The sequence below is a fragment of the Nocardia sp. NPDC127579 genome (assembly GCF_042672005.1).
Lineage (GTDB): Bacteria > Actinomycetota > Actinomycetes > Mycobacteriales > Mycobacteriaceae > Nocardia.
In genome coordinates this window covers 759,798-783,582 of record NZ_JBHXVZ010000002.1, presented here as the reverse complement: position 1 = coordinate 783,582, position 23,785 = coordinate 759,798, and the positions used below count along the sequence as shown (strand labels likewise).

At 67.7% G+C, this 23,785-nt stretch carries 26 protein-coding genes; 13 read left to right on the top strand and 13 right to left on the bottom strand.

The window, feature by feature from the left end:
• Positions 1-99: 99 nt before the first annotated feature.
• The 4 genes from ACFVMC_RS11235 to ACFVMC_RS11220 are packed head-to-tail and all read left to right on the top strand — an operon-like array spanning position 100 to position 1,731.
• The gene (locus ACFVMC_RS11235) at positions 100-1,050 is read left to right on the top strand and encodes a DUF6928 family protein (protein WP_379209076.1); all 951 of its coding nucleotides are present in this window, start codon (positions 100-102) and stop codon (positions 1,048-1,050) included.
• Positions 1,040-1,249 (top strand): hypothetical protein, encoded by a 210-nt coding sequence (locus tag ACFVMC_RS11230; protein ID WP_379209074.1) that lies wholly within the window; start codon positions 1,040-1,042, stop codon positions 1,247-1,249. The genes ACFVMC_RS11235 and ACFVMC_RS11230 overlap by 11 nt, the downstream gene beginning before the upstream one ends.
• 8 nt (positions 1,250-1,257) lie before the next feature.
• On the top strand, positions 1,258-1,470 hold the full coding sequence (locus ACFVMC_RS11225) for a hypothetical protein (RefSeq protein ID WP_379209072.1): 213 nt from the start codon (positions 1,258-1,260) through the stop codon (positions 1,468-1,470).
• A 54-nt stretch (positions 1,471-1,524) separates the two neighbouring features.
• On the top strand, positions 1,525-1,731 hold the full coding sequence (locus ACFVMC_RS11220) for a hypothetical protein (protein WP_379209070.1): 207 nt from the start codon (positions 1,525-1,527) through the stop codon (positions 1,729-1,731).
• A 63-nt stretch (positions 1,732-1,794) separates the two neighbouring features.
• On the opposite strand, the gene ACFVMC_RS11215 is transcribed toward ACFVMC_RS11220, so the two are convergent.
• Positions 1,795-2,439, bottom strand: a complete 645-nt coding sequence (locus tag ACFVMC_RS11215) for a hypothetical protein (RefSeq protein ID WP_379209068.1) — start codon at positions 2,437-2,439, stop codon at positions 1,795-1,797.
• A 154-nt stretch (positions 2,440-2,593) separates the two neighbouring features.
• Here ACFVMC_RS11215 and ACFVMC_RS11210 point away from each other — a divergent pair, with 154 nt between their 5' ends.
• Positions 2,594-5,719: a BTAD domain-containing putative transcriptional regulator gene (locus ACFVMC_RS11210; RefSeq protein ID WP_379209066.1), complete on the top strand. Its 3,126-nt coding sequence runs from the start codon at positions 2,594-2,596 to the stop codon at positions 5,717-5,719.
• A 127-nt stretch (positions 5,720-5,846) separates the two neighbouring features.
• Positions 5,847-6,329 (top strand): GtrA family protein, encoded by a 483-nt coding sequence (locus ACFVMC_RS11205; protein WP_379209064.1) that lies wholly within the window; start codon positions 5,847-5,849, stop codon positions 6,327-6,329.
• 12 nt (positions 6,330-6,341) lie between these two features.
• On the opposite strand, the gene argS is transcribed toward ACFVMC_RS11205, so the two are convergent.
• The 6 genes from argS to ACFVMC_RS11175 all read right to left on the bottom strand — a co-directional run bounded on the left by argS (position 6,342) and on the right by ACFVMC_RS11175 (position 13,725).
• On the bottom strand, positions 6,342-8,105 hold the full coding sequence (argS, locus tag ACFVMC_RS11200; protein WP_379209063.1) for an arginine--tRNA ligase: 1,764 nt from the start codon (positions 8,103-8,105) through the stop codon (positions 6,342-6,344).
• A complete protein-coding gene (locus tag ACFVMC_RS11195; RefSeq protein ID WP_379209061.1) occupies positions 8,105-9,328 on the bottom strand; it encodes an MFS transporter in 1,224 nt (407 codons plus the stop codon). The genes argS and ACFVMC_RS11195 overlap by 1 nt, the downstream gene beginning before the upstream one ends.
• 97 nt (positions 9,329-9,425) lie before the next feature.
• Positions 9,426-9,896 carry a hypothetical protein gene (locus ACFVMC_RS11190; protein ID WP_379209059.1) on the bottom strand — a complete coding sequence of 157 codons (471 nt, stop codon included), beginning with the start codon at positions 9,894-9,896 and terminating at the stop codon, positions 9,426-9,428.
• A 164-nt stretch (positions 9,897-10,060) separates the two neighbouring features.
• Positions 10,061-10,969, bottom strand: coding sequence for a dioxygenase (locus ACFVMC_RS11185; RefSeq protein WP_379209057.1), 909 nt, complete (start codon positions 10,967-10,969; stop codon positions 10,061-10,063).
• A 183-nt stretch (positions 10,970-11,152) separates the two neighbouring features.
• Positions 11,153-12,127, bottom strand: coding sequence for a GlxA family transcriptional regulator (locus tag ACFVMC_RS11180; RefSeq protein WP_379209055.1), 975 nt, complete (start codon positions 12,125-12,127; stop codon positions 11,153-11,155).
• A gap of 293 nt (positions 12,128-12,420) precedes the next feature.
• On the bottom strand, positions 12,421-13,725 hold the full coding sequence (locus tag ACFVMC_RS11175) for a DoxX family protein (protein ID WP_379209053.1): 1,305 nt from the start codon (positions 13,723-13,725) through the stop codon (positions 12,421-12,423).
• Between the two features lie 108 nt (positions 13,726-13,833).
• Here ACFVMC_RS11175 and ACFVMC_RS11170 point away from each other — a divergent pair, with 108 nt between their 5' ends.
• Positions 13,834-14,121: a DUF1905 domain-containing protein gene (locus tag ACFVMC_RS11170; RefSeq protein ID WP_379209052.1), complete on the top strand. Its 288-nt coding sequence runs from the start codon at positions 13,834-13,836 to the stop codon at positions 14,119-14,121.
• On the opposite strand, the gene ACFVMC_RS11165 is transcribed toward ACFVMC_RS11170, so the two are convergent.
• Together ACFVMC_RS11165 and ACFVMC_RS11160 are read right to left on the bottom strand one after the other, a co-directional pair.
• Positions 14,122-15,210: a sensor histidine kinase gene (locus ACFVMC_RS11165; RefSeq protein ID WP_379209050.1), complete on the bottom strand. Its 1,089-nt coding sequence runs from the start codon at positions 15,208-15,210 to the stop codon at positions 14,122-14,124.
• On the bottom strand, positions 15,203-15,874 hold the full coding sequence (locus ACFVMC_RS11160; protein WP_379209048.1) for a response regulator transcription factor: 672 nt from the start codon (positions 15,872-15,874) through the stop codon (positions 15,203-15,205). The genes ACFVMC_RS11165 and ACFVMC_RS11160 overlap by 8 nt, the downstream gene beginning before the upstream one ends.
• An 87-nt stretch (positions 15,875-15,961) precedes the next feature.
• On the opposite strand from ACFVMC_RS11160, the gene ACFVMC_RS11155 reads away from it, so the two are divergent.
• Positions 15,962-16,498: a M15 family metallopeptidase gene (locus ACFVMC_RS11155; protein ID WP_379209046.1), complete on the top strand. Its 537-nt coding sequence runs from the start codon at positions 15,962-15,964 to the stop codon at positions 16,496-16,498.
• A gap of 3 nt (positions 16,499-16,501) precedes the next feature.
• Here the strand turns inward: ACFVMC_RS11155 and ACFVMC_RS11150 are convergent, their stop codons facing one another.
• Both ACFVMC_RS11150 and ACFVMC_RS11145 read right to left on the bottom strand, forming a co-directional pair.
• Positions 16,502-16,957, bottom strand: coding sequence for a nuclear transport factor 2 family protein (locus tag ACFVMC_RS11150; RefSeq protein WP_379209044.1), 456 nt, complete (start codon positions 16,955-16,957; stop codon positions 16,502-16,504).
• Positions 16,954-17,586, bottom strand: coding sequence for a TetR/AcrR family transcriptional regulator (locus tag ACFVMC_RS11145; protein WP_379209043.1), 633 nt, complete (start codon positions 17,584-17,586; stop codon positions 16,954-16,956). Before ACFVMC_RS11145 ends, ACFVMC_RS11150 begins: the two co-directional genes overlap by 4 nt.
• Positions 17,587-17,771: 185 nt before the next feature.
• On the opposite strand from ACFVMC_RS11145, the gene ACFVMC_RS11140 reads away from it, so the two are divergent.
• From ACFVMC_RS11140 to ACFVMC_RS11125, 4 genes are all read left to right on the top strand, one after another.
• Complete coding sequence (locus ACFVMC_RS11140) at positions 17,772-19,049, top strand: C39 family peptidase (RefSeq protein ID WP_379209041.1); 1,278 nt, start codon at positions 17,772-17,774, stop codon at positions 19,047-19,049.
• A 180-nt stretch (positions 19,050-19,229) separates the two neighbouring features.
• On the top strand, positions 19,230-19,553 hold the full coding sequence (locus ACFVMC_RS11135) for a hypothetical protein (RefSeq protein ID WP_379209039.1): 324 nt from the start codon (positions 19,230-19,232) through the stop codon (positions 19,551-19,553).
• On the top strand, positions 19,554-19,976 hold the full coding sequence (locus ACFVMC_RS11130) for a PIN domain-containing protein (protein ID WP_379209037.1): 423 nt from the start codon (positions 19,554-19,556) through the stop codon (positions 19,974-19,976). It begins immediately after the preceding gene.
• Positions 19,977-20,033: 57 nt separating this feature from the next.
• Entirely contained in the window at positions 20,034-21,428 is a 1,395-nt protein-coding gene (locus ACFVMC_RS11125; RefSeq protein WP_379209035.1) for a serine hydrolase, read from the top strand.
• Positions 21,429-21,440: 12 nt separating this feature from the next.
• Here ACFVMC_RS11125 and ACFVMC_RS11120 read toward each other — a convergent pair whose 3' ends face one another.
• Together ACFVMC_RS11120 and ACFVMC_RS11115 are read right to left on the bottom strand one after the other, a co-directional pair.
• Positions 21,441-22,364 (bottom strand): NAD-dependent epimerase/dehydratase family protein, encoded by a 924-nt coding sequence (locus ACFVMC_RS11120; protein WP_379209033.1) that lies wholly within the window; start codon positions 22,362-22,364, stop codon positions 21,441-21,443.
• Positions 22,361-22,750 carry a hypothetical protein gene (locus tag ACFVMC_RS11115; RefSeq protein WP_379209031.1) on the bottom strand — a complete coding sequence of 130 codons (390 nt, stop codon included), beginning with the start codon at positions 22,748-22,750 and terminating at the stop codon, positions 22,361-22,363. The genes ACFVMC_RS11120 and ACFVMC_RS11115 overlap by 4 nt, the downstream gene beginning before the upstream one ends.
• Before the next feature lie 146 nt (positions 22,751-22,896).
• On the opposite strand from ACFVMC_RS11115, the gene sigJ reads away from it, so the two are divergent.
• Entirely contained in the window at positions 22,897-23,763 is an 867-nt protein-coding gene (gene sigJ / locus ACFVMC_RS11110) for an RNA polymerase sigma factor SigJ (RefSeq protein WP_379209029.1), read from the top strand.
• Positions 23,764-23,785: the final 22 nt, after the last annotated feature.

Below are 23,785 nucleotides of genomic sequence, written 5' to 3'. Positions count from 1 at the left end.
TGAGCAGGATTTTGCAGACCTTTGAGCCGGCCACACAGCATCTCGGACAAACCTCCGACATGCTGACCGGAGCGCAACCGAACTCGGCGAAGGGACGCGATGGGAGCAAGGACCTCGATACTGGTGCATGCCGATACCGATCCGATTCCGGTGCTGCGTTCCGGCCCGGCGCCGGATCGTGACGCCGCCCGCGCCGCGGTCGAACAGCTCTTTCCCGGCCGGGCTATCGAGGTGGTCGATGATGCCCCACTGCACGAGATCGGCATACCCGATGACGATCTGATCTACATCGGGTGCTATCCGGAGGTGCGGGTCGTGTGCGGGGTCTATATCGACCTCCCGTCCACCTTGGCACCACATCTGCTCGACGCGCGGCCGGGACGGCGGGTCTATACGCACTCGATGTACAGCGTGACCGACTCGCTCGCGGTCGGAGTATGGGAGAACAGCACACTGCGCCGGTCGCTGAGCCTATCGCCCGATACCGGAATCCGGGAGGAGTCCGGTATCCGGCTGCCGTTCGAAATCCCTTACTGGGAAGGCGCTTTCGGAGTCGACGCCGACTATCCACTGAACTTCCATCCACTCGAATTGGGCGAGGAGGCGCTGCGCGCCTTCTTCGGATTCGTGCTGGAAGGCTCGGCCGGACCCGAGGAAAGATTGGCCGCGCGGCTCACGCTGTGCGGATTTCGGCTCGGCCCACCCGGATCAGCGCCCGCCGCCGGTGCGACCCTGCGAGCCCGGAGTCAGAACGGCGCCTGCGTGGACGACCCGTCACCCGATACCGTGATCGAGATGCTCGGCGCACTCACCGCCCCGTACAACAACTTCCTGATCCTCGAGCGGCTGGATACCGCTCAGACCTTCATCCAGACCTACCGCCACCGCGGTGGCGAGTTCGACCTGGAGTACCGGGAGGGCAATGCCGACACCCACTTCCACACGACCGCGGCATCGTCGAACGAGGTGAGCGCCGCCCTGATCGGCTGGTCGACAGGCAGGTCCGCATGGCATGACTTGTTCGAGTGGACCAGGCTCGATGAGCTATGAACTGGCGGCTCGCCTCGTCCCCGATCTGCCCGCCATCGAGGTGACGGAGCAGCGCTACCCCGAGCTCGCGCTCCTCGGCTCTCGCGCGCTGACCAGCCCCGATCCCGCCAACTGTGGGAAGTCCGGGATCAGCCCGGTGGGCGATACTTGCGCGGTCAACGGGCGCGACAGCGCCGATCCACACCTTTGCCACGAGTAGGTTGCTCCATGAAGAAGTTCGGAATTGTCAGTGCCGCCACCATGGCCATCGCTGCGGCTGCCGTCGGCATCGGCGCCGGCAGCGCCTCCGCATGCGCCGACTGCGGCGGCGGACCGACGCCCGGTTCGTCGGTCACCGGATCGTCGGCCGGCGGGTTCTTCGACCTGCTGCCCATCCTGATCACCGGAAGTTCCGCCGGTAGCGGCATCCTCGCACCCTGATCCACCCGAACGGCCGAGCAGCACCGATCACCTTTGCCACGAGTAGGAAGCTCCATGAAGAAGTTCGGAATTGTCAGTGCCGCCACTATCGCCATCGCCCTGGGCGTCGTCGGCATCGGAGCCGGTGATGCCAGCGCGTGCGCCGACTGCGGTAGCGGGTCGAGCACCGGTTCGTCCACTGGGTCGTCGTCGAAGCTCCTGATCCTCCTGACACTGCTGGCAACCGGCAGCTCAACCGGTAGCAGCATCTTGGGAGATTGACACGAACACAAGGGCCGGTACCGCCTCTGCGGTACCGGCCCGATCCGCGCGCATCGGTGCCGATCAGACGGTGGCGGGGTGCCCGACGGTGATGTCGCCCTTGGTTGCCTTGGCGTAGATGTGCACGACGCCGCCCTGTTCGGTGGCCGGGGCGATCTGGTCGAGCAGGTTGCGCACGGTGCCGAGCACGGTGGTGGTCTCCAGGCGGACGGCGCTGCCGGGCCGGACGCCGACCTCGAGCGCGCCGAGCGAGGTCTCCACGCGAATTTCCCCGGCGACGGCCTCGCCGATCCGGATATCGCCCTGGGAGGTCTTGGCGGTCACCGAACCCTGCGGGCGCTCGACGACGATATCGCCGAGGGAGATTTCGAGCTCGCAGTCGCCGAGCGCGCCCGCGCCGAGCAGCCGGCCCACACCCGCCGAACCGGCGAACCGGGAGCCGGTGGGCGCCTCGATGATGACCTCGATGGTCGGATTGCCGCCGAAGGGGGCACTGGTACGCCAGGTCTTCGGAGTAATCACCGACAGTGTGCCGTCGGAGAATTCGACCCGGGTCTGCTCGGCGGTGCGTACGTCGGCCTTCTTGGCGGGATCGGCGGGCTCGACCCGGACGACGGTGTCGGCCCGGTCGGTGGCGACCACGGTGACCGCGGCGGAGAGCACGTCGACGGTGATGGCGATCGGGGCGGGGGTCTGGAAGGTGTACATGGGATTCTCCTTGTCGGCCGGTGCTGCGTTGCTGATGGGAGTACTTTCCCGAGCGCCGCTGACAGGGACCTGACATCGCGCTGACGTCCGCGCTGACGCGGGTGCGCGGTCGCCGTCCGGCGCACCGATCCGATGCCGGAGGCATAATCGGGCGGTGCAGATTGCGTTACTCGGACCGCTGGAGATCCGGTCGGCCGACGGCGGATCGATCGAGATCCCGGGAGCCCGGCTGCGATCACTGCTGATCGCCCTGGCACTCGAACCCGGGCGGGCGGTTCCGAAAGCGAAGTTGATCGACTGGATCTGGGACGAACAGCCGCCCGCGGATGCCGCGAATGCCTTGCAGGCCTTGGTTTCCCGACTACGCCGGGCCTTACCGGCGGGGGCGGTCGAGGTGCAGCCGACCGGCTACCGGCTGACCGTGCGACCACACGATGTCGACGCGGTGCGGTTCGAACAGCTCCTCGATCAGGCCCGCGGCGCCGCCGACGCTCACCAGGCCGAGCTGCTGCGCGACGCCCTCGAGCTGTGGCGCGGCCCGTTGACCGGGGACAGCGCCGCCTTCGACGCGGCGGTCACCCGGTTCGAGACCCTGCGGGTAGCAGCCATGGAGGACCGCTTCGAAGCCGAGGTCCGCCTCGGCCGCGGCCCCGACGTGGTCGCCGAACTGACCGAACTGGTCGCCGAACACCCGGTGCGGGAGCGACTGGCCGCCGCGCTCATGCGCGCGCTGGGCGCGGCGGGCCGCGGCAACGAAGCGCTGGCGGTATATCAGCGGGCCCGTGAGGCCCTGGCCGACGAACTGGGCGTCGATCCGTCACCGGAACTGTCCGAACTGCACGTCGCCCTGCTGCGTGGCGAGGTGGGTGGACGTCCACAGGAGCGCAGCACGAATCTGCGCGCCGAGCTGACCAGCTTCGTCGGCAAGCACACCGATATCGCGGTGGTCCGCGAACTCGTCGCGGCACACCGGCTCACCACCCTCACCGGACCCGGCGGTTCGGGCAAGACCCGCCTGGCGGTGGAGACCGCGCGCAGCATGCTCGCCGATCTACCCGACGGCGTGTGGCTGGTCGAGTTGGCCGCCACCGCCGTCGGCGGCGACCTGGCCCAAACCGCCTTCGCCGCCTTGGGTTTCCGCGATGCGCTGCTCGGCGAGTCCCCCAATGCCGAACCGATGGATCGGCTGGTCGCCGCGCTCCGCGATCGCGAAACCCTGCTGATCCTGGACAATTGCGAGCATCTGATCGAGGCGGCCGCCGCCTTCACCCATCGGCTGCTCGGCGAATGCACGCGGCTGCGCATCCTGGCGACCAGCCGGGAACCGCTCGGCATCACCGGCGAAGCCCTCTGGCAGGTCGCGCCGCTGGCCCTGCCCGCCGACGACAGGGACAGCGCCGCCGTCGAGGCGTCCCCCGCCGTCGCACTGCTGCGTGATCGTGCGAGCGCCGTGCGCGCGGACCTGACCGGGGACGCGGACACCCTCGCCACCATGGCCCGGGTCTGCCGCGCGCTCGACGGCATCCCCCTGGCCATCGAACTGGCGGCGGCCCGGCTGCGCACCATGACCCTCGATCAGCTGGCCCATCGTCTCGACGACCGCTTCCGTCTGCTGACCGGCGGTAGCCGCACCGCGATCGCCCAGCACCGCACCTTGCGCGCGGTGGTCGACTGGAGTTGGGAGCTGCTCACCGACGCCGAACGCCTGGTGCTGCGCCGGCTCGCCGTCTTCGCCGGCGGCGCGAATCTCGAAGCGGCCGAGCGGGTCTGCGCCGACGGCGACGTGGTCGAGCAGTGGGAGGTGCTCGAGCTGCTGACCGCGCTGGCCGAGAAATCGCTGCTGCTGGTCACCGCGGACGACGTCCCCCGCTACCGAATGCTCGAGACGATCAAGCAGTACGCGACCACCCGCCTGATCGAAGCGGAGGAGGGGGATGCCGCGCGCGCCGCGCACCTCGGCTACTTCATCGCATTGGCCGCCACCGCCGAACCGCACCTGCGTCGCGCCGAGCAGTTGGACTGGCTGGCGGTCCTGGAAGCCGAGCACGACAATATCGCGGCCGCCATGCGCGGCGCGCTCGCCGCGGCCGACGCGCCCGCGGCCATGCGGCTCGCGGCGGCCGCGGGCTGGTACTGGTGGCTGGCCGGATACAAGGTGGAGGGCACCGAATTCGTGCTCGCCGCAGCCGAATTGGCCGGCGAGGTGGATGACGAGACCAAGGGCACCGTCTACGGGCTGGTCGTGCATTTCCTGACCTCCGGTCACAGCGGCGAACACGAGGTACAGGACTGGATCCGCAAGGCGGATCAGGCCGCCCGCGAGGTGCTGGGCGCCCATCCCGCGCTCCGGTTCAGCAGAGTCCTGGCCCGCATGCTCGAGGGCACGGACGAGTACCTGCCCGCCTTCGAATCACTACTGCCCGACGAGGATCCGTGGGTGCGCGCACTGGCGCGGCTCCAACTCGGCAAGTTGCGCACGGTGCTCGGCCATCCGGGTCCCGAAACCGACGAGCACCTCACCCGGGCGGTCGCGGAGTTCCGGGCCATCGGTGAGCGCTGGGGCATCTCCTTCGCCCTCACCGAATTGGCCAACCGTACCGCTGTGCATGGTGAATTGACCTCTGCCATAGCACTTTTCGATGAGGCCGTGGCCGCCGTGACCGAGGTCGGCACGCTCGAGGACGCTGTCCGCATGCGTTCACGCCAGGCCCAGCTGTACTGGCTGCTCGACGACGCCGACGCCAGCGCGCGGGCCCTGGCCGACGCGCAGCGCTGCGCGGACCGCACCGGCTGGCCGACCGCTCTGGCCCAAGTCGCTTTGGCACGAGCCGAATTGGCGCGCTGGACCGGTGACGCGCCCCTGGCGCACGAACAGATCGACCTCGCCCGCAAGCTGCTCGGCGCCGATGCCGAGCAGCCGGTGATCATCGCCATGGTGCACGACATCCTCGGCTATCTCGCCACCGATCTCGACGCCGCCCGCGAACACCGGGCCACGGCCTACCGGGCGGCGTCGGCCGCGGGGCACGCGATGCTCGTGGCCCAGATCCTCGTCGGACTCGCGGATCTGGCGCTGCGTTCCGGCCGCGACGATCTCGCCGCGCGCCTACTCGCGGCGGGCGACACGACGCGCGGAGTGCCCGACCACGCCCAACCCGATACGCAGCGCATCGAACAGGAAGTCCGCGACCGCCTCGGCGACGTGGCCTGTGCCGCGGCCATGCGGGCGGGCGCGTCGGCCGACCGGGCGGCGCTGGTGGAACTCGCGCTCGCTCGCTGAGCGCGGCCCGCCGCCACCAGCGGTCGGGGTGCGGGCCCGCATCTGACACCGGTGCCGACAGGCCGCGCCAGACGGGTGTCAGGCCGACGTCAGGCCCACGTCAGCGCGTCAGGCGACGGTTCTACTCGTGAACAGCATCGCCTACGCCCCTTTCCGACCTGTCTTCGATTCGAAGCCGGCCCCGGACCTGTTCGCCCTGAGCGTCCGGCTCCGGCGGTTCCTGCGCGGCGATCACGTCCTCGTCCAGTTGCTGCGCTTCGCCCTGGTCGGCGCCGCCAGCAATATCGCCTACCTGCTCCTGTTCGTGCTCTGCTCCGGCATCGGCACGCTGACCGCCAATGTCGTCGGCTCGATCGTGAGCACCCTGATCGCGAACGAACTGCACCGCAGACTCACCTTCCGTGCCGCGGGCCAGGTCGGCTGGTTCGCGGCCCAGTGTCAAGGCAGCGGCCTGGCCCTGGTCGGCCTGGCCGTCAGCACCACCACCCTGGCCGTCCTGGAGTCCTGCGCCCCCGATCTGGCCGCCCTACCGCAGGCCGCCGCCATGCTCGCGGTCATGGCCGCCGTCGGCGGCGCCCGCTTCCTCGCCCTGCGCTACCTGGTCTTCTGAGCGCCTCCGACATCAAATACGCTCCGGCGCGGCGATTCCCAGCAGTTCCAGCCCCTGTGCCACCGTGTCGCCGGTCAGCCGGCACAGCGCGATGCGGTTACCGCGTACGGCCGGATCTTCGGCCCCGAGCACCGGGCAGGCCTCGTAGAAGGCGGTGAATGCCTGCGCCAACGCGTACAGATATCCGGCCAGGCGATGTGGTTCCAGCGTCTGGGCGACATCCGCTACGGCCCTGCCGAATTCGTCGAGCTGCAAACCCAGCGCCCGCTCCGCCGGCTCGAGCGGCACTGTCGAATCCACGCCCGGCACCGGCTCGTCGGCGACATTGCGCAGGATGGAACGGATTCGGGCGTGGGCATATTGCAGATACGCGCCGGTATCGCCGGCGAAGCTGACCATGCGGTCGACATCGAAGACGTAGTCCTTGATCCGGGAGCCGGACAGGTCCGCGTACTTGACCGAGCCGATCCCGACGGCCGCCGCGACCTGGTCCAGGGTGTTGCGATCCAGGCCGGGAGCCTTCTCCACCAGGATCTCGCCGGCGCGTCGCACGGCGGAGTCGAGTAGTTCACTCAGCGGAATGGTCGAGCCGGAGCGGGTTTTGAACGGTTTGCCGTCCGGGCCCAAGACGGTTCCGAAAGGCACGTGCACCGCGTGGACGTCGTCGCCGAGCCAGCCCGCGCGGCGGGCGGTGGCGAACACCATCTCGAAATGCCGAGCCTGGCGGGCGTCGACGACGTACAGGATCCGCGTCGCCTCGAGTTTCCGGATCCGATGCCGGATCGTCGCCAGATCGGTTGCGGCGTAACCGTAGCCGCCGTCGCTCTTGCGCACGATCAATGGCACAGGCGTGCCGTCGGGTCCGGCGAATTCGTCGAAGAACACGCAGAGCGCGCCCTCGCTGGGCACCGCGATTCCCGCGTGCGCCAACTCCGCGGTCACCTCGTCCAGGTAGGCGTTGTAGGTCGACTCCCCCGCGGAGTCCTCGGGGGTCAGCAGCACACCCAGCCGGTCGTAGAGCGCCTGGAACGCACGCTGTGATTCGGCGACCAGATCCGCCCAGACCCGCAGTGTCGCCGGATCTTCCGCTTGCAGGGCCACCACCCGGGCGCGGGCCCGGTCGGCGAATTCCGCATCGGTGTCGAATTCGGCCCGGGCGCGCCGATACAGCGCGTCCAGCGCATCGATCGTGGCCTCGGCGGGGTCGGCGAGATCATCGTGCCGCCACTCGAGTTCGGGATGTTCGTCGATGAACTGGATCAACATTCCGAACTGGGTTCCCCAGTCCCCCAAGTGATTCTGCCGAATCACCTGCGCACCGAGGAACGCCAGCACCCGCGCGAGCGCGTCCCCGATGATCGTCGTACGCAGGTGCCCCACATGCATCTGCTTGGCGATATTCGGCGAGGAGTAGTCCAGCACCACCCGCTGCCCGGCCAGCGGCGCGCCGACGCCGAGCCGGTCCGCACTCAGCCGCGCGGCCACCTGCGCCCAGATCGCGGAATCGGTCAGGGTGATATTGACGAAGCCGGGACCCGACAGCTCACCGGCGGCGATCACCTCGTCCCGCAACCGTCCGGAGATTTCCTCGGCGATAACCCGAGGGGTTCGGCCCAGCCGTTTGGCCAGCGGCAGCGCCACATTCGATTGGAAGTCGGCGTGCTCGGATCGTCGCACCACCGGGTCGGCTCCCGCAGCCTCGGCGGGCAACGCCGCCGTCACCACAGCCGCGACCTGATCCGCCAGGGAATGCACCGCTTCCCGCCCTTGTGCCACTACCGACCCTTCCGTTCGATTGCCTCCGATACGGACTCAGCGTACGAGCGACGTCCAGTCATTTCGGTGCCGGTGAGCGCCGCGGCCAGCGCGATGGCGGTCACGGCGACCATGGTGGTGAAAAGCCAGCCGAACCACTCCACGGCGGCTGCGCCGAACGCGGTCCCCAGGCTGCCGCCCACGAAGTAGACCAGCATGTACACGCTGTTGAATCGCGCCGGTGCCGCCGAATCGATGGCCAGGACGGTGCTCTGATTGGCCACCTGGGCCGCGAACAATCCGGCGTCGAACACCGCGAGGCAGATCAGCGTGACGGCGGTATCGGTGAGGCCGAACCCGACGACGGCCGTCGCCACCCCGGCGAGCACGAGCCCGAGCAGGATCACCCGCCGCGCGCCGACGCGGTCGGTCCATTGCCCCGCGACCCGGGTAGCGAGCATGCCCGACAGACCCGCCAGCGCGTACAGCCCGATCCGCTCCGCCGAGTACGAGAACGGCGGCGCGGACAACGCCACCGCGATACCGGCCCACACGGCGCAGAAAGCGAAGAACCACAGGGCGCCACGCAGCGCGGCGCGCCGCAACGCCGCGTATCGGACCAGTAAGCCGGGCAGCGACCGCACGGTGGCGAGATAGCCGCGCTCCGCCGTCCCGCGCTCCATGGGCATCACTACCAGACAGCACACGGCGACCAGGCCGCACGCGGCAGCGAACACCAATTGTGTTACCCGCCAGCCCAGTTCGTCGACCAGCCAGCCACCCACGATCCGCCCCGCGAGAATTCCGGCCGAGATACCGGCGGTCACCATCCCCAGCACCACCGCCCGGCGTCCGGGCAGCGCCAGCCGCCCCGCCACCGAACTCACCCCCGCCCCGACCGACGAGCACGCGCCGATCACACCGACCACCAGCGCCAGCGAGACCACCGTGGTGACCGCCGCCCCCGCCGCCAGCGCACCGGCCAGCACCGCGAACTGCGCGGCGAGCACACGGTGCGGCGCGAAGCGATCGACCAGCGGCACCAGCAGCGCCAGGCCCGCCATATAGCCGACGGAACCACACGCGAGCGCGATCCCTACAACGCTGATCGGCGCGCCCAGCGACTCCGCCACCTCCGCGATCGCGGGCTGCAACGGATACACCGCCGAGGTACCGAGACCCGCGGCGAGCGACATGAACAGAACAACAGGTCCGGAGAGTCCGGCAGGGAAGGGAATTCGCACCCGACCGACCGTATGGACGCGACCAGCGCACTACCGGCGGGAATCCGTCACGACCGTCCGAACCCGGGGACGCACGGCACAGCGGTCGAGCGCGACCTCAGATCGTGACCTCGCCCGTGCAGGCGGGCGCGGGCAGGCTCAGCAGCGGTCCGCGGTTGACACCGCTCACGGTGACGCGGACGCGCCCGGCGCCGGTGTCGAGCCCGCTGAATTGCATACCGTTCTCGGTGGCGATTCCCTGCCGATACGACCGCGTGACGGCACCGGCGGCCCCGGTATCCAGGTTCTGCCAGCTGACCGTCGCCTCGGTCACGTAACCGAAGACGCTGCGGATCGGCGACCCGATGCCGCCGACATTGAGATAGGCGATCCGACCGGGGGCGTTCGTATCGGTTTGAACGAGGAACCCGCCGTCGTAGGGCAGATCGACGATGTTCGGGCTCAATCCGAGGCACTGCACGCCGTCGACGCGCTGGGTGGCTATCGGCGCGGCGTCGGCGGGCGCCGCCAGCGCGGCTCCGGCCAGTCCGAAGACTGTAAGGGCGACTAGGTATTCGCTGGTCCGCACGGCTCTCCTTCGTTCGTCACGGTCTTTCGATCAGTGCCCCCGCACCGGCCTCAGCCTTTCACATCACGGCGGCCCGTCATCGGGAATACGGGTAGTCCTGTACCCAGCGGCAGGTGCACTACCGGCGGAAATCCGACGCAACCGTTGCCCGCGATGGCGCGACGTCAGCGAGGGCCGGGCGGTTGTTGCCCCGGCGCGTCACCCGGAACCGGGTCGCTCTGCTGGTTCTGCGATTTCTCCGCGACGCCGACTGTGATGGCAATCGTCATACCGGTCGCGGGTGTTCCGGTCACGGTGGCCATTTCGGCATCCCACCCGTCGCCGAAAACATTGTCGGTTTCGAGGGATATCCCGGACAGATTGGAGATGCTCTGCGCATAGCCGGAGTCGTGAGCGTAGACCTCGTCACATGCCGCTTTCGGCAACGCGATCTGAGAGGTGAGGCGGGCATCGGAACCCGCGACGGCCGCTTCGAGCGAATCGAATACCTCGAAATGGATATGGGGCCACCGCCCGGAATAGCAGGCCGGGAATACAGAAGTGAAGACCATCCTTCCCGCGTCGTCGGCGACCTGAACGCCACGCAGATAGTTCTGCTCGGTGATCTCCTTGCCGTACAAGGAGTACTCACCGTCGCGGTCGCAGTGCCAGACATAGACCGCCATACCGGAACCGGGTCCACAGTTCTCGGCCAGATCCTGGAAGGTGAGTTCGATCGTCGCGGGCACACCGTGCGCGGTTCCGGAGTACTGGCCGAAGCTGGTGGTGATGTCCTTGCGCACCACGCCGGACTCGATCAGGACATTCGGCCCGTTCGAGCCGTCGCCCGGGTAGGGCCCGGCGGTTTCCTGGGGCGCGGCGGCATGGCAGTCCGCCGCGGCGGTGCTCGTGCTCGCCGGACCGGCGGATGCCGGCTCCGAGTCCGAGGAGCATCCCGCCGCCACCGCGGCGACGCCCGCCGCTCCGAAGAGCAGGAGCGCGTTGCGGCGCGAACGCATCACCGTCAAATCATGGAGCAGGCCCAGATCATGCTCGTCGGCTGCATGTTCGCCACTGGTCGATTGCGCAGTCAATGAATTATCCTTTCCGCCCTGGCCCATGGTCGATGGCCACGATAATTCGAGCTCCTGTCACAATCCGAAAACGACACTGTGAGATTCCTGCCAGGCGGACATTGCCGCTGGCGACTGGAGCTTATCGAGTCCGACTTCCGATCGACCGACAACAGCTCTGCGAATTACAGTTCTTTGACCGGCCTACCAGTTGAAGCGCGAATCGCGCAGCTCGGTGATGGAGATCCCCCGCCGCCGCCGGACGAGAGCCCGCAACGTGCCCGCATTGAGGTAGCCGACCCGCGCGGCCACTGTATCGACCGTCATGTTCGTGGTGCGCAACAGATGTGTCGCCTGATCCAGTCGGATGTCGTTGACGAAATCCCGTGGCGACATGCCGAGCTCGGCATGGGTCGCGCGTTGCAGACTGCGTTCGGTGACACCGAGTTCGGCAGCAGCCTGCGAGATTCGAAATTGCTCGGACAGGTGGCCACGCACCCAACGCTCGAAGCCGGCGGTCAGTGAATTTCCGCGGGCGATCACCTCGGGTAGCGCGAAGGCGCTCTGGGTTGCCCGGTTGCCGACCGCCAGATACCGCACCACCAATTCCACCAGTGCCGGGCTGACCGAATGAACGAGCGACAGCGCGAGATCCATATGCGACAACGAGGCGCCCGCGGTCGTGACCCGCGGCCCTCGGCACAGGGTTCGGCCCTCGTCCAGGACAACCCGAGGATATCGGCGTCGGAAGGTCGGCCCGAGCCACCAGCTGGTCGTCGCGGGCGAGGCGTCCAACACCCCGGCTTCGGCCAGGAAGAAGGTACCCGTACACGCCGCGGCGAGATACGCGCCGGATTCGTGCACCTCCCGAATCTGTTCCAGGAGTGGTTGATTCGCTGGGGCGGAGACGAGACCGACCAGGTCGTCGGCGCCGAGTACGTTCACGGCGGGGACGATCATCATGCGCGGAACATGCGGAAGATCCGACAGCGGCGTGGTCGGTACGAGGTACCCGTGGCTGGAGCGGATGCTCGCACCGAGCGCGACGGTTCGGATGTGCCACGGCTCCGGTACAGGCGTCAATTCCTCCCGCAGGGCGTTGGCCATACCGAAGGTCTCGAGCAGCGCCGCCAGACCGAAATCCGCAACTTCGTCCATGACGAATACGGAAACATCCATGTCGGAAATGGTACCAAAATTGTCGTACCCGACACTCCCCGTCGACGTGGGACAGACCTAGGCTCGCTTCTACAGCGGCTCATTATGGAAGGCAATGGTCTGAGACATGACCGGTTTGCAAGTGGTAGCCATCGTCATCATCAGTATCGAGATGCTTCTGATCGCCACGGCACTGTGCTGGCCACGACGAGGTACGCCCGACCGAGACAAATCAACTCAGGCGTCGGAGCGCTGACGCTGCCACCCACAGCGGGCCCAGCACCTGAAGGAATTCGCACCTCCCTGCGGCGCAGCTATCGGAAGTACGGGTAATCCTGCACCCAGTGGAATCCGCGACTCTTCAGGGTGAAACTGCCCGGGTCGACCCGCTCCAGATCGACCGCGAGCAGGTGGCCACACAATGTCCCGCGCAGCGACAACCGGTCCGGCACCGCGCGTTCGGTGGACAGTGTCGCGAACGGTTGCCCGGATTCGTCGCGGAGTATCACCTGCCCACCGGGTCGGAATTCGGCGCGCGCCGCCACCAGCTCCCCGTTCATCCGCTGATAGGTCGCTGCCCCGGGATCATCGAAAACTAGTCGCTGCCAGCGATTCTCATCGGTGGTCAGCGGTAGCGACCGTTGCCCGTCGAGCGTGAACTCGCGCACCTCCCAGATCCCGTACAGCTCGGATTTCGGGCTGTCGGGACCGTACTGCTCCTGCCAGACCTGCCAGCGGTCGTAGCCACCGAGCACGACCCACAGGGCGACGGCGATTTGCACCCCTACCGCGATGCGGTTCCTGCGGGCATCGGCGAACAGCGCGGGCGTCGTCAGCGGCGGGCTCGGACGCTGCCTGAGGAACAGATCGAACAATCGCGCGCAGTACGGTCCGAGCAGAATCAGGCTGATCAGCAACAGGTGGCCGGCGAGCAGCTTCTCCGGAATGTCGAACGTCAGGTTCAACAGCAGGACCTGGGCCATGCCGAGCAAACTCGCCAGGGCACCCAGCACCGCGGTACGCGGCACGAACAACAGCAGCCCGGCCACGACCTCCACCGCACCGAGCGCCATTTCGTACGGCTGCGAGCTACCCACCTGGAGCCACAGCACCGAGGCGGGACTCAGCTCTCCGTACGGCTGCAACAGTTGCGCCAGTGTCGGGCCGGGCATCTGCGTCGGGATCAGCTTGGCGATGCCGAACCCCACCATCTGCCCGGCCAGGCACAGGCGCAGGAACAGGGTGAACCAAGCCCACAGACGCGGGTGCGCGGGACGACGATCGAAGGCGGTCCACACGATCGCGGCCACCGCCGCCACCACCAGAACGCAGAACGCCAGCATCCAATTGGCCGTCTGGTCACCGGCTCCGGAGTCCTGGTGCAGCACGGCGTCGACGCCGAAGAACCTCCGGCCCACCCACCCGGTGATCGGGTCGGCCGGCGCGACGGCCCATGTCCCGCCCAGCCGGTGCACCCAGCGGCCCAGCAGCCCCAGCAGCGTGAGCGGGATGAACGTGAGCAGCAGGCAGAACAGGCCGAAGTAGACGACACCGAAACGGAAGGCGATCCGGGTCGGCAGCCGCCAACCCTCGGTGGGTGCAGAATTGCCGGAGTTCACGCATACAGCCAAGACGGCACGGTGTCGTCCGGGCGTATGCGATTTTCGATACGCCGACGATATGCGCCGACTCGTACCCTCGTGTTCGACTTCCCCGACAGGAGTGCCATGACCACCGCACAGGGACCGATCGACATCACCTTCACCGCCGTCCTCGGAAAGGTGCGTGAGGGCGACACGTGGACCTGCGTGCAGCTGCCCGACTCGGCGCGGATCTTCGGCACCCGTGGTCTGGTCAAGGTGAAGGGGACGGTGGACGATGTCCCGTTCACGTCGTCGTTCATGGCCCTCGGCGACGGGACACACAAGCTTCCCGTCGCCGCCGCGATCCGCCGCCGGATCGGAAAGACCGACGGCGACGAGGTCACCGTCCGGCTGACCGAACGTCTGTCCTGATCATCGCGCTGCCGGGAGTCGCACCGTCACACGCAGGCCCCCGCCGGCACGCGGCGTGAGCGTGAGCGTGCCGTCGTGGGCGCGGGTGATGCTGTCGACGATCGCCAGTCCGAGCCCCACCCCGGCATGATCGGCGTGTATGCGTTCGGTGCCGCGCCGGAACGGCTCGACCAGCGTGGAAACCACGGGCGCCGAGAGCATTTCGCCGGTGTTCTCGACCGTCAGCACGACCGCGGCGGGCTGCGTCGTTGTCGTCACCCACACGGCGCCTCCGGCGATATTGTGGACGATCGCGTTGTGCGTCAGGTTCGTCGTCAATTGCAGCAGCAGTGCGCGAGAGCCGACGGTAGTGGTGATGTCGCCGAAGGTCTCTATGGTGATCCCGCGCGCCTCCGCGAACGGAAGCAGCGTCTCGACGGCATCCTCGGCCAGCAGGGACAGATCGACCGGCTCCCGGGTGAACGAACCCCGATCGGCGCGGCTGAGCACGAGCAGCGCCTCGGTCAACTCGATCGCCCGGGAGTTGACGATCTGCAAGCGTTCGACGAGTTCGCCGGTGCGGCGCGCCGGGTCGTCGCGGGCGACCTCGAGCAGGGTCCGGGTGATCGCCAGCGGGGTGCGCAGCTCATGCGAGGCGTTGGCGGCGAACCTGCGCTGTTCGGCGACATGCGCCTCGAGGCGGGCGAGCATGCCGTCGAAGGCGTCGGCGAGTTCGCGGAATTCGTCCTGGCGGCCCGGAAGCCGAATGCGGTGCGCGAGTGAACCATTCGCGGCCGCGCGGGTGGCGTCGGTAATGCGATCCAGTGGCGCGAGCATGCGCCCGGACAGAATCCAGCCGCCCACCAGGCCGAACATCAGCAGGAACGTCAGCACCGCCGCGACGGCCGTGCTGAACACGCCCGGGCCGAAGTTGGACGGGTCGAAAATGAGCGGGAGCTCGGCGGGATTCGGGACAAAATTGCTGACCGGCAGATCACGCAGCAGGAACACCCACACGGCGGTCAGCAGCAGAACTCCCGCGAGCATGAGGAATCCGGTATAGCTGAGCGTGAGTTTGAGGCGAACGCTCAGCCCCGACGCCCTAGCCATGCGCGGATTCATCGATCCGATAGCCGACACCGGGCACGGTGGCGATGAGCCCGGGTTCACCGAGCCTTTTCCGCAAGGCCGACACGGTGATTCGCACCGCATTGGTGAACGGGTCGGCGTTCTCGTCCCACGCGCGCTCCAGCAATTCCTCGGCGCTGATGACACCGCCCTCCGCGGCGACCAGCACCTCGAGCACAGCGAATTGCTTACGGGTGAGCGCGATATAGCGGCCATCCCGATAGACCTCGCGCCGGAACGGATCCACGCGCAGTCCGGCGAGCTCGCGCACGGGCGGCCGGCTGTGTGCGCGCCGCCGGTCCAGCGCGCGGAGCCGGAGTACGAGTTCACGGAGTTCGAAGGGCTTGGTGAGGTAGTCGTCGGCGCCGAGTTCGAACCCGGACACCTTGTCGTCGAGCCGGTCGGCGGCGGTCAGCATCAGAATCGGCATCCCGCTCCCGCACGCGACGATGCGCTCGGCGACCTCGTCGCCGGACGGCCCCGGAATATCGCGATCGAGAATGGCGATGTCGTAGCTGTTGATGCCGAGCAATTCCAGTGCCGCGTCGCCGTCGCCCGCGATATCGGCGGCGATCGCCGCCAAACGCAATCCGTCGCGAATGGCTTCCGCCATATAGGGCTCGTCCTCCACCACCAATACGCGCATGCTCTCGATGCTAGGAGCAGTGGTGTTTCGCCGGTGTATGCAAAACGGCTTACGGGCCGGCAACACCCCCGTGCCTTGACTTGCCGCATGACTACCAGACCTGTCACCCGAAGACTCGTGACCCTCGGCCTGCTCGCCGCCCTCACCTCGATCGCCGTGGCCTGCGGCCGCCCGGCCGTCGACGACGGCGGCCTCCCCCGCGACGCGACAGTTTTCGACGGCCGGTATCCCGGCGTCGCGAACCTCGCCCCCGACCTGCTGCACGCGCTGCGCCGGGCCGCGACCGCGGCCGCCGCCGACGGCGTCACGTTCTACGTCAACAGCGGCTGGCGCTCGCCGGACTACCAGAGTCTCCTGCTCCGTCAGGCGGTCGCGAAGTACGGTTCACCCCGGGCCGCCGCGCGCTGGGTCGCCACCCCGGAGACCTCGGCTCACGTATCGGGCGACGCCGTCGACCTGGCATCGGACGCCGCGGCCTGGCTGTCGGCCCACGGGGCCGCCTACGGACTGTGCCAGATCTACGTCAACGAGCCCTGGCACTACGAGTTCCGTGCGGAGGCGATCGAGAACGGTTGTGTACCCATGTATCCCGATCCGGCGCACGATCCGAGGATGCGGGCGTGAGCGCTATCGATCCGCGTCGGCACCGCGGTGGAGTTGCCGAACCTTCGGTTCGTGGCTGCTGGTGAAGTCCGGGTCCACATAGATATGGACCGCGCTGATGAGCGTGCCACGGAAGGTGAAGACATTGCAGAAGCGGCCCGTCGACACGCGCTGGTCCGGCCAGCGGCGCCCGTCGGCGGTGGTGCCCCATTCACGGCCTTCGACAATGATCCGGTCACCGGCCACCATGATGTCCAGGCCGTCGATATCGTGTTCCAGGCTCGACAGATCCGTCCACAGCCGCTGCGCGAACTCGGCCATATCCCGCTTGCCATGGCCGACACCGAATTTCGGAAAGTACAGCTCCACATCGTCGGTGTAGAGATCGAGCAGCGCGGGATCACCGGCATCGATCAGCTCGAAGGCGCGGCGCACGATCGCGATGCGCTGCTCGGTGTGATCGGGGGCGGTCGAAGTCATCGAGAAACTCCTTGGTGCGTATGAGATGCGGTGAAGAAGTGGCGAATTCCCAGCGCGAAGGCGCGCCGCAATCGGTCCGGGTCCACACCGGCCTGTGCGTCGACGCGCAGCCCGGAAATCACGGTCACCACGAGTAGCGCGGCATCATCGGGGTCGAGATCGCGCCGCAGACTACCGTCGGCCTGGCCTGCTCGAATCGCCTGGGCCAGCAGTGTCAATCGTCGCTCCAGCGACGAGTCCAGCGCCTCGGTTATCCGCGCGTCGCGCTCGCGCAGGCCCGGGGTCATATACGCGCCGACAACCATGCAACCGGCGGCGTGCCCCTGCTGTGCGGCGGCACGCTCCTCGGCCAGCACCAGCTCCGCCAACGCCTCGAGCCGTCCCCGCCCATCCAGACTCTCGTCGGCGAGAATCGCCGCCTGCGCTTCGTCCACGACCGACAGGTATCGCCGCAAGGCCAGGACGAACAGTTCCTCCTTCGAGGTGAATGTGTTGTACAAGCTGCTCCGCCGCACTCCCGCGACTTCACACAGTTGTTCTGTGGAGCTGTCCCCGAATCCGAACACTCGGAACTGCCCTACCGCCGCATCGAGAACCGCTGTCTCGTCGAATGCCCGTGGCCTGCCCATGGGCACGACCGTACCACGGTTTTGTATTTCAAAGTACAAAAAAGCTCGCCGCCGAGAATGCAGACCGGACGGTACGCTTGGCGGGTATGGGTCGACTACCGAGCAGGTCATCGGGACCGAACCACTCCGCGACGCCGGAGGATCGGCACCCACTCACACAGCCGATAGTGAACCGTCGAACCGTCATGCGAGGAACGCTCGCGGCGGCCGCGCTCGGAGCCCTCGGCGTGGCCGCGGCCTGTTCCGACTCCGCCGACACCCCGACGGGCACCTCCGCCACCCGAACGGGCCCCGCCCCCGCTCGACCTGGCGTCGATCTGGCCTACCGCGGTTGGCGCACGGGGTCGGAGCTGGCGGACGGTGACCTGGATGGCACGGTGGCCGAGTCCGACGCGGTGGTGTTCGATCGGCCGACCGGAACCCTCGAATACAACGGCACCCGGTACGAGTACGCCACCTGGACCTCCCCGGAGGTGGAGATCGACTTCTCCGCCACCGAACTGGTCGAATCCTGGACCGCCCGCACGCCCGGCAAATCCTGGATACAGCTGGAACTGCAAGCCGTCACCGATCGGGGCGACACCACCGGCTGGTACAACCTCGGACGGTGGGCCGCCGACGACAACGAGATCCGGCGCGCCTCCGTCGACGGACAGGACGACGCCAACGGCCAAGTCGTCCAGATGGCCTACGTCACCGATCCCGGAGTCGGCCTGCGCTCCTACCGGGTGCGCGCCCTGCTGCTCCGGCCGGTCGACGGAACCGACCGCCCAGCGCTGACCTCACTCGGCGTGGTCGCCGGTCCGCGCCCGGACAAGACCGCCGAGATCGCCCTCAGCGAACCCGGCCCGGCCAAGGGCAAGATCTTGGACGTGCCGCGGTACTCCCAGCTGCTGCACCTCGGCGAGTACCCCGAGTGGGGCGGCGGCGGTGAGGCGTGGTGCAGCCCCACCTCCACCTCGATGGTGCTCGCCTACTGGAAAGCCGGACCGAAACCCGAGGACTACGCCTGGGTGGTCCCCACCACGGATCCGGTCATAGATTTCGCCGCCCGCAACTGCTACGACTACACCTACCGGGGAACCGGCAACTGGTCCTTCTGCACCGCCTACGCGGGCCGCTGGGGTGTGAACGCCTTCGTCACCCGATTGCGTGACCTGCGTGAAGCCGAGGAATTCATCGCCGCGGGCATTCCACTGGTCATGTCGATAGCTTTCGAGCCCGGCGAGGTCCCCGGCCTGAACTACAGCACCGACGGCCACCTGCTGGTGCTCGTCGGCTTCACCGCCGACGGCGATCCCGTGCTCAACGACCCCGCGGCGCCGACCAACGACGCCGTCCGCAAAGTGGCGGGCCGCCGCGAATTCGAAACCCATTGGCAGCGTTTCGGTGTCGGCGGTGTGTACGTCATCCACCCGCCGTCGGTGCCGCTGCCCGAGCCGCCCGAACCCGCCAACTGGTGATCGTGCGCGCGGGAACCCGACAACACCGGCCCGCCCCGTTGAACGCCCGGCGGGCACTGCGACTTGACGCCGACCGAGCACGCAAACGCGCCTCATCGAGTGCGTCGACAGCAGAGGACCAAGTCAATCCACCGAAACAACATGAGTGCACAATGAGTGCACTTTGATAACATTGACATCATGACTACGAAAGTCCCCAAAGCCAAGTCCCGCAAGCCGGTCGGCAAAAAAACCACGGCTGCCGCATCGAACCTGAACGTCCGCAACCTCGACCCCGTTATCAAAGCCACCATCCAGCAGCGCGCCACCCGCCACGGCCGATCGATGGAAGCCGAAGTCCGCGACATCCTGACCCGCGTCGCGAACGAAGACGACGTACCCGGCGCGCTGAACCCACTGTCCGGGGCAGCCCTACTGGCACGTCTCGCAGTCCTGCGCGAAGCCCTCGACGGCAAGGCCCCAGAATTCGATACATCATTTCTCGAAGCGTCCGAAGGCCGCTAGATGCTGATCTTGGACACCAACGTGATCTCCGCCGCGATGGCTCCAGAAAAGCAACCCATCGTCGCCGGCTGGCTCGCGACCCAAAACAGCTACTACACAACATCTATCACCGTGATGGAGGTCGCGAACGGCATCGCCTCGCTGGACGAGGGCCGTAAACGGTCAACGCTCGAGGCTGCCGCCCTAGCGGTTTTCGAACCACTCGAGACAGCCGGGCGTGTCCTGCCGTTCGGACATGCTGCCGCCTATCTGTATGCCGGATTGATGGTGAAGCGCCCGAAGCCGACCGCCGCGGAGATCTTCGATGCCCAGATCTTGGCTATCGCGCTGACCCATGACGCGACGGTGGTTACCCAGAACGTGAAAGACTTCGCTGGGCGCGGCACAGCGATATTCAACCCCGCCACAGGCACCAGTCACTGACAGGCATGGGCCAAGCGGCACCTTATACGACACAATCAACCACACCGAGATCGGCTGGTGTTCCGTCATCCGCTGATCCGCGCGGCCGTCTACCGCAACGCACCGCATCATCTGCGGATCACCGTGCACGGCGGCTTCGCCCAGGTGCTGACCGCGGCCGCGGATGCCGACCGCCGCGCATGGCATCTCGCGGCGGCGACCACCGAACCCGATGAGAGCGTGGCCAGGGCGCTCGAGGAGACCGCGCGACGCCAGCAGCGCCGGGGCGGCGCGATGGCCGTGTCCGCGGCCTACGATCGCGCCGGACGGCTCAGCGTGGACCCCGAACGCAAGGCGCATCGGATTCTGCTGGCCGCCCGTGCCGCCTACGACGCGGGTAAACCCGACCGGGCGACCCGCCTGGCCGCCGAAGCCGAATCACTCACCGACGCGCTCGAAATCCTCGCCGACGCAACGCATATCCGGGCGCAGGCGGCGGACCGAGAACTCCTCCTGCGGGGCACCGCGATGCTGGATTCGCTGCGACTGCCACGCAACTCGCCGCTTATCCCCCATGTTGCCGCGCAGATCTCCTGGGCCGCAATGCTTATGGGAGAGCCCGAGCGGTCCGTTCCGGCGATGACAGCGCAAATCGCGGCGGCGCGGGATGATTCGGTCGATGACCTGCACAAGGTGGTCGCGGCATTCAGTGGGTTGATGCTGGCCGACGACGCGGCCGCGGCGACGATCATGGACGAGATGGTCACGGCCGCGCGCGCGATCGGCGAGTTGCAGTGGATCCCGTACGCACTCGAACTGTCCGCACTGGCCCACCTGTTCGACGGATCCTTCAACGAGGCGAGAGCCGATGTCGCCGAGGGCATCTCGATCTCGGAAGAACTCGGCATGCCGATCGAGGTCGCCGCGCTCGGCCGCCCCGCTCACACCGAGATCGAGAACCGCGTCATCGTCCCGCTCGACCTCCACCACACCCGGTGGCTCGGCGACTCCCCCACCATCCCGCACCCCCACGCCCGCGCCTACCAATTCTTCGGCCCCGGTTCCGAAGTCGACGTCACCGAGCAGCGCGCACTCGAACCGGAAAACCTCTCCTGGATCACCACCACCCAGGACCTGAACACCTTCTTCCGAGCGCTACTCGGCGGCCGCCTGCTCCCAGCCGACCGACTCGCGCAGATGCGACAAACCGTGCCGGTACGCGGCGACCTCGAAACCATGTGGCCCGGCGGCCGATACGGCCTCGGCCTCGCCGAACGCCCCCTGACCTGCGGCGGCACCTACTGGTCCCACGAAGGCGGCGACGGCGGCTACATCACCCTCAACGGCGTCACCAGCGACGGCACCCGCAGCGCGGTGGTCTCCATGTCCGAGGCACTCGGCGACAGCCCGGAACACATCCTGACCCAGGAATCCGCGGCCGCCACCTTGATCGATCACGCGCTGTGCCCGTGACCGCGATGTTGGTCAGAGCAGGGCGGCCAAGCCGTCATGGTAAGAGGGATAGCGGGGTGTCCAATTCAGTTCGTCGACGGCGCGCTGGTTGGACAGGCGGATGCGAGTGGCGACCATCAGGGCGTGTACATACGGCAGCGCGGCAAGGAGATGGCCGGGCACCCGGCGCGGCGGAGGCGCCTCTGCGGCTTGCGCTACGGCGCTGAAATAGGTCTCGAAATCGACCGGGTGGTGATCCACGATGTTGTACGACCGATCGGGTCCACCTCGGTGGAGAGCGGCGACAGTAGCCGTGGCGGCGTCGTGGATGTGGATGAGCGATACGGTCCCGCTGGGGCGTGGCGCGGGCAGCCGGCGTCGCCGGGCGAGGTCGATCAGCCGTCGGGTTGCGGGTTCCGGCCCGTAGAACATGCCGTAACGCAAGGCGATACCGTCGATACCAGGAGCATCGAAGACCTGTTCCTCATTGGCGCGCAGGGAGTTCATGTGCCGGTCGAAACCTCGGTGGCCGGTTCGGACGGCGAAGGGTTGGTCCTCGTCCAGCAACTGCTCTCCGTGATCGCGATAGCCGTACCCCAGGAAGAACGACTGGGTGAGAAAGCGCCGGGCGCCGAGCTCCGCCGCGGCGCGCAGCAGGTGGGCTGTGCCGCGCTCACGCAGTGCGTCGGTGGCATACAGGTGCCGATGCAAGAAGGGCACACCGGTGATCGAGGTCGCCTGGTGGATCACCGTGTCGGCTTGCCGACCGTCCAAGGCGGCCAGTAGATCGTCGGCGTTCATGAGGTCGGCCTGCACCGGCTGCACACCCGACGCGGCCAGCCGGGCTGCTCCGGCGGCAGACCTCGTCAAGGCGAGCACCTGATGCCCCTCGGCGAGCAGCAGTGGGATCAGGACGGAACCGAGCGTGCCGGTCGCACCGGCCAGCAGAACCCTCATGAGCCCCACCCCGCCCGGGCGCGCAGCTGCCGAATACGCACGACCAGGGCAGCCAGCGCTACCGCGGAGATCGTCAACAGCGTCCACGGGTCGGAGGCGTTGCCGCCCAACGGCAGATCGACGGCATGGTTGACGGCGTGAAAGGTATTGGTGAATACGAAACCCACCAAGACCACTACCAGTACGTCACGCCAGAACAGGGCGCACAGCATCATCAACCCGATCCCGATCTGGAACACTCCCGCATCGTGCAGAAAATGCACGTGTTCGGGCCAGTTGGCGAAGCGGGCGAAGCTCGCCGGATCCAGCCGGGCCCAGCTGCCGGCACCGAGCATGGTCGCCGCCGCCAGCACCACCGCGGCTTTGACCATTCCATCCTTGGACATCTCGCATAGTTCCTTTCCTTGCCTGTGCTCATGAGAGGCCCGCGCGTGGCCGCGATGTGACACGCGTCCATGTGACCCGGCGCACATGTCACAGTCGGCAGGGCGAATCGCCTCATATGGATGGAACATGGCATTCGAGGAGATGAATGGGCATCGTGGACAACACCTTCGAACAGCACCGGAACCTGCTGTTCACCCTCGCCTACGACATCCTGGGCAGCGTGCAGGACGCCGAGGACGTGGTGCAGGAAACCTGGCTCGCCTGGTCCGCCGTGGAGGTCGGCCGTCTCGACCACCCCAAGGCGTACCTGGTGCGTATAGCAGTCCGGCAGGCGTTGGCACGCGCGCGTCGCCTGCGCGCCGCGCGGGAAGACTACGTGGGGCCCTGGCTGCCGGAGCCTCTGCTCCCCACCCCGGACCCCGCCGAAACCACCGCTCGGGCAGAGGAACTGACATTCGGCCTGCTGGTGGTGCTGGAAACCCTCTCGCCATTGGAACGAGCCGCGTTCGTCCTGCGCGAGGGGTTCGGCTACGAGCACACCGAGATCGCCCGCATCCTGGAGCGGAGCCCCGCGGCGGCCCGGCAGTTGGTTCATCGTGCCCGCGAGCACGTCCAGGCTCGGCGCCCGCGATTTCCGGCAGACTCCGGCCTCGCACGCCGCGCCGCCGAACGCTTCCTAGCCGCCACCCTCGGCGGCGATCTCGGCGCTCTGATGGAAGTCCTCGCCCCTGACGTCGCCCTGTGGACCGACGGCGGCGGTGCGGTGCGCGCCGCCCTCCGCCCCGTGACCGGAGCGGCCAAGGTGGCACGCCTGCTCGCCACCATCGGCCCCCGCTACGAGCACCTGTCCCCACACTGGCTCCCCGGCAACCAACCCACCGCTCTGCTCATGGCCGACGGCGAGCTCCAGGCGGTACTGGTGTTGGAACTGGACGCGGTCGGCGCCAGGGTCGAAAACCTCTACGGCATCGTCAATCCCGGCAAGCTGACCCACCTGTCACCGGCTCGGTAGCCGACACGCGGGGCAGACACAG

What these genes read in the sequence shown, in the direction of transcription:
- ACFVMC_RS11235 (WP_379209076.1), top strand. Translation starts at nt 100, where the DNA reads ATGGGAGCAAGGACCTCGATACTGGTGCATGCCGATACCGATCCGATT.
- ACFVMC_RS11230 (WP_379209074.1), top strand. Translation starts at nt 1,040, where the DNA reads ATGAGCTATGAACTGGCGGCTCGCCTCGTCCCCGATCTGCCCGCCATC.
- ACFVMC_RS11225 (WP_379209072.1), top strand. Translation starts at nt 1,258, where the DNA reads ATGAAGAAGTTCGGAATTGTCAGTGCCGCCACCATGGCCATCGCTGCG.
- ACFVMC_RS11220 (WP_379209070.1), top strand. Translation starts at nt 1,525, where the DNA reads ATGAAGAAGTTCGGAATTGTCAGTGCCGCCACTATCGCCATCGCCCTG.
- ACFVMC_RS11215 (WP_379209068.1), bottom strand. Translation starts at nt 2,439, where the DNA reads ATGTACACCTTCCAGACCCCCGCCCCGATCGCCATCACCGTCGACGTG.
- ACFVMC_RS11180 (WP_379209055.1), bottom strand. Translation starts at nt 12,127, where the DNA reads ATGGATGTTTCCGTATTCGTCATGGACGAAGTTGCGGATTTCGGTCTG.
- ACFVMC_RS11170 (WP_379209052.1), top strand. Translation starts at nt 13,834, where the DNA reads ATGACCACCGCACAGGGACCGATCGACATCACCTTCACCGCCGTCCTC.
- ACFVMC_RS11165 (WP_379209050.1), bottom strand. Translation starts at nt 15,210, where the DNA reads ATGGCTAGGGCGTCGGGGCTGAGCGTTCGCCTCAAACTCACGCTCAGC.
- ACFVMC_RS11160 (WP_379209048.1), bottom strand. Translation starts at nt 15,874, where the DNA reads ATGCGCGTATTGGTGGTGGAGGACGAGCCCTATATGGCGGAAGCCATT.
- ACFVMC_RS11155 (WP_379209046.1), top strand. Translation starts at nt 15,962, where the DNA reads ATGACTACCAGACCTGTCACCCGAAGACTCGTGACCCTCGGCCTGCTC.
- ACFVMC_RS11150 (WP_379209044.1), bottom strand. Translation starts at nt 16,957, where the DNA reads ATGACTTCGACCGCCCCCGATCACACCGAGCAGCGCATCGCGATCGTG.
- ACFVMC_RS11145 (WP_379209043.1), bottom strand. Translation starts at nt 17,586, where the DNA reads ATGGGCAGGCCACGGGCATTCGACGAGACAGCGGTTCTCGATGCGGCG.
- ACFVMC_RS11140 (WP_379209041.1), top strand. Translation starts at nt 17,772, where the DNA reads ATGCGAGGAACGCTCGCGGCGGCCGCGCTCGGAGCCCTCGGCGTGGCC.
- ACFVMC_RS11135 (WP_379209039.1), top strand. Translation starts at nt 19,230, where the DNA reads ATGACTACGAAAGTCCCCAAAGCCAAGTCCCGCAAGCCGGTCGGCAAA.
- ACFVMC_RS11130 (WP_379209037.1), top strand. Translation starts at nt 19,554, where the DNA reads ATGCTGATCTTGGACACCAACGTGATCTCCGCCGCGATGGCTCCAGAA.
- ACFVMC_RS11120 (WP_379209033.1), bottom strand. Translation starts at nt 22,364, where the DNA reads ATGAGGGTTCTGCTGGCCGGTGCGACCGGCACGCTCGGTTCCGTCCTG.
- ACFVMC_RS11115 (WP_379209031.1), bottom strand. Translation starts at nt 22,750, where the DNA reads ATGTCCAAGGATGGAATGGTCAAAGCCGCGGTGGTGCTGGCGGCGGCG.
- sigJ (WP_379209029.1), top strand. Translation starts at nt 22,897, where the DNA reads ATGGGCATCGTGGACAACACCTTCGAACAGCACCGGAACCTGCTGTTC.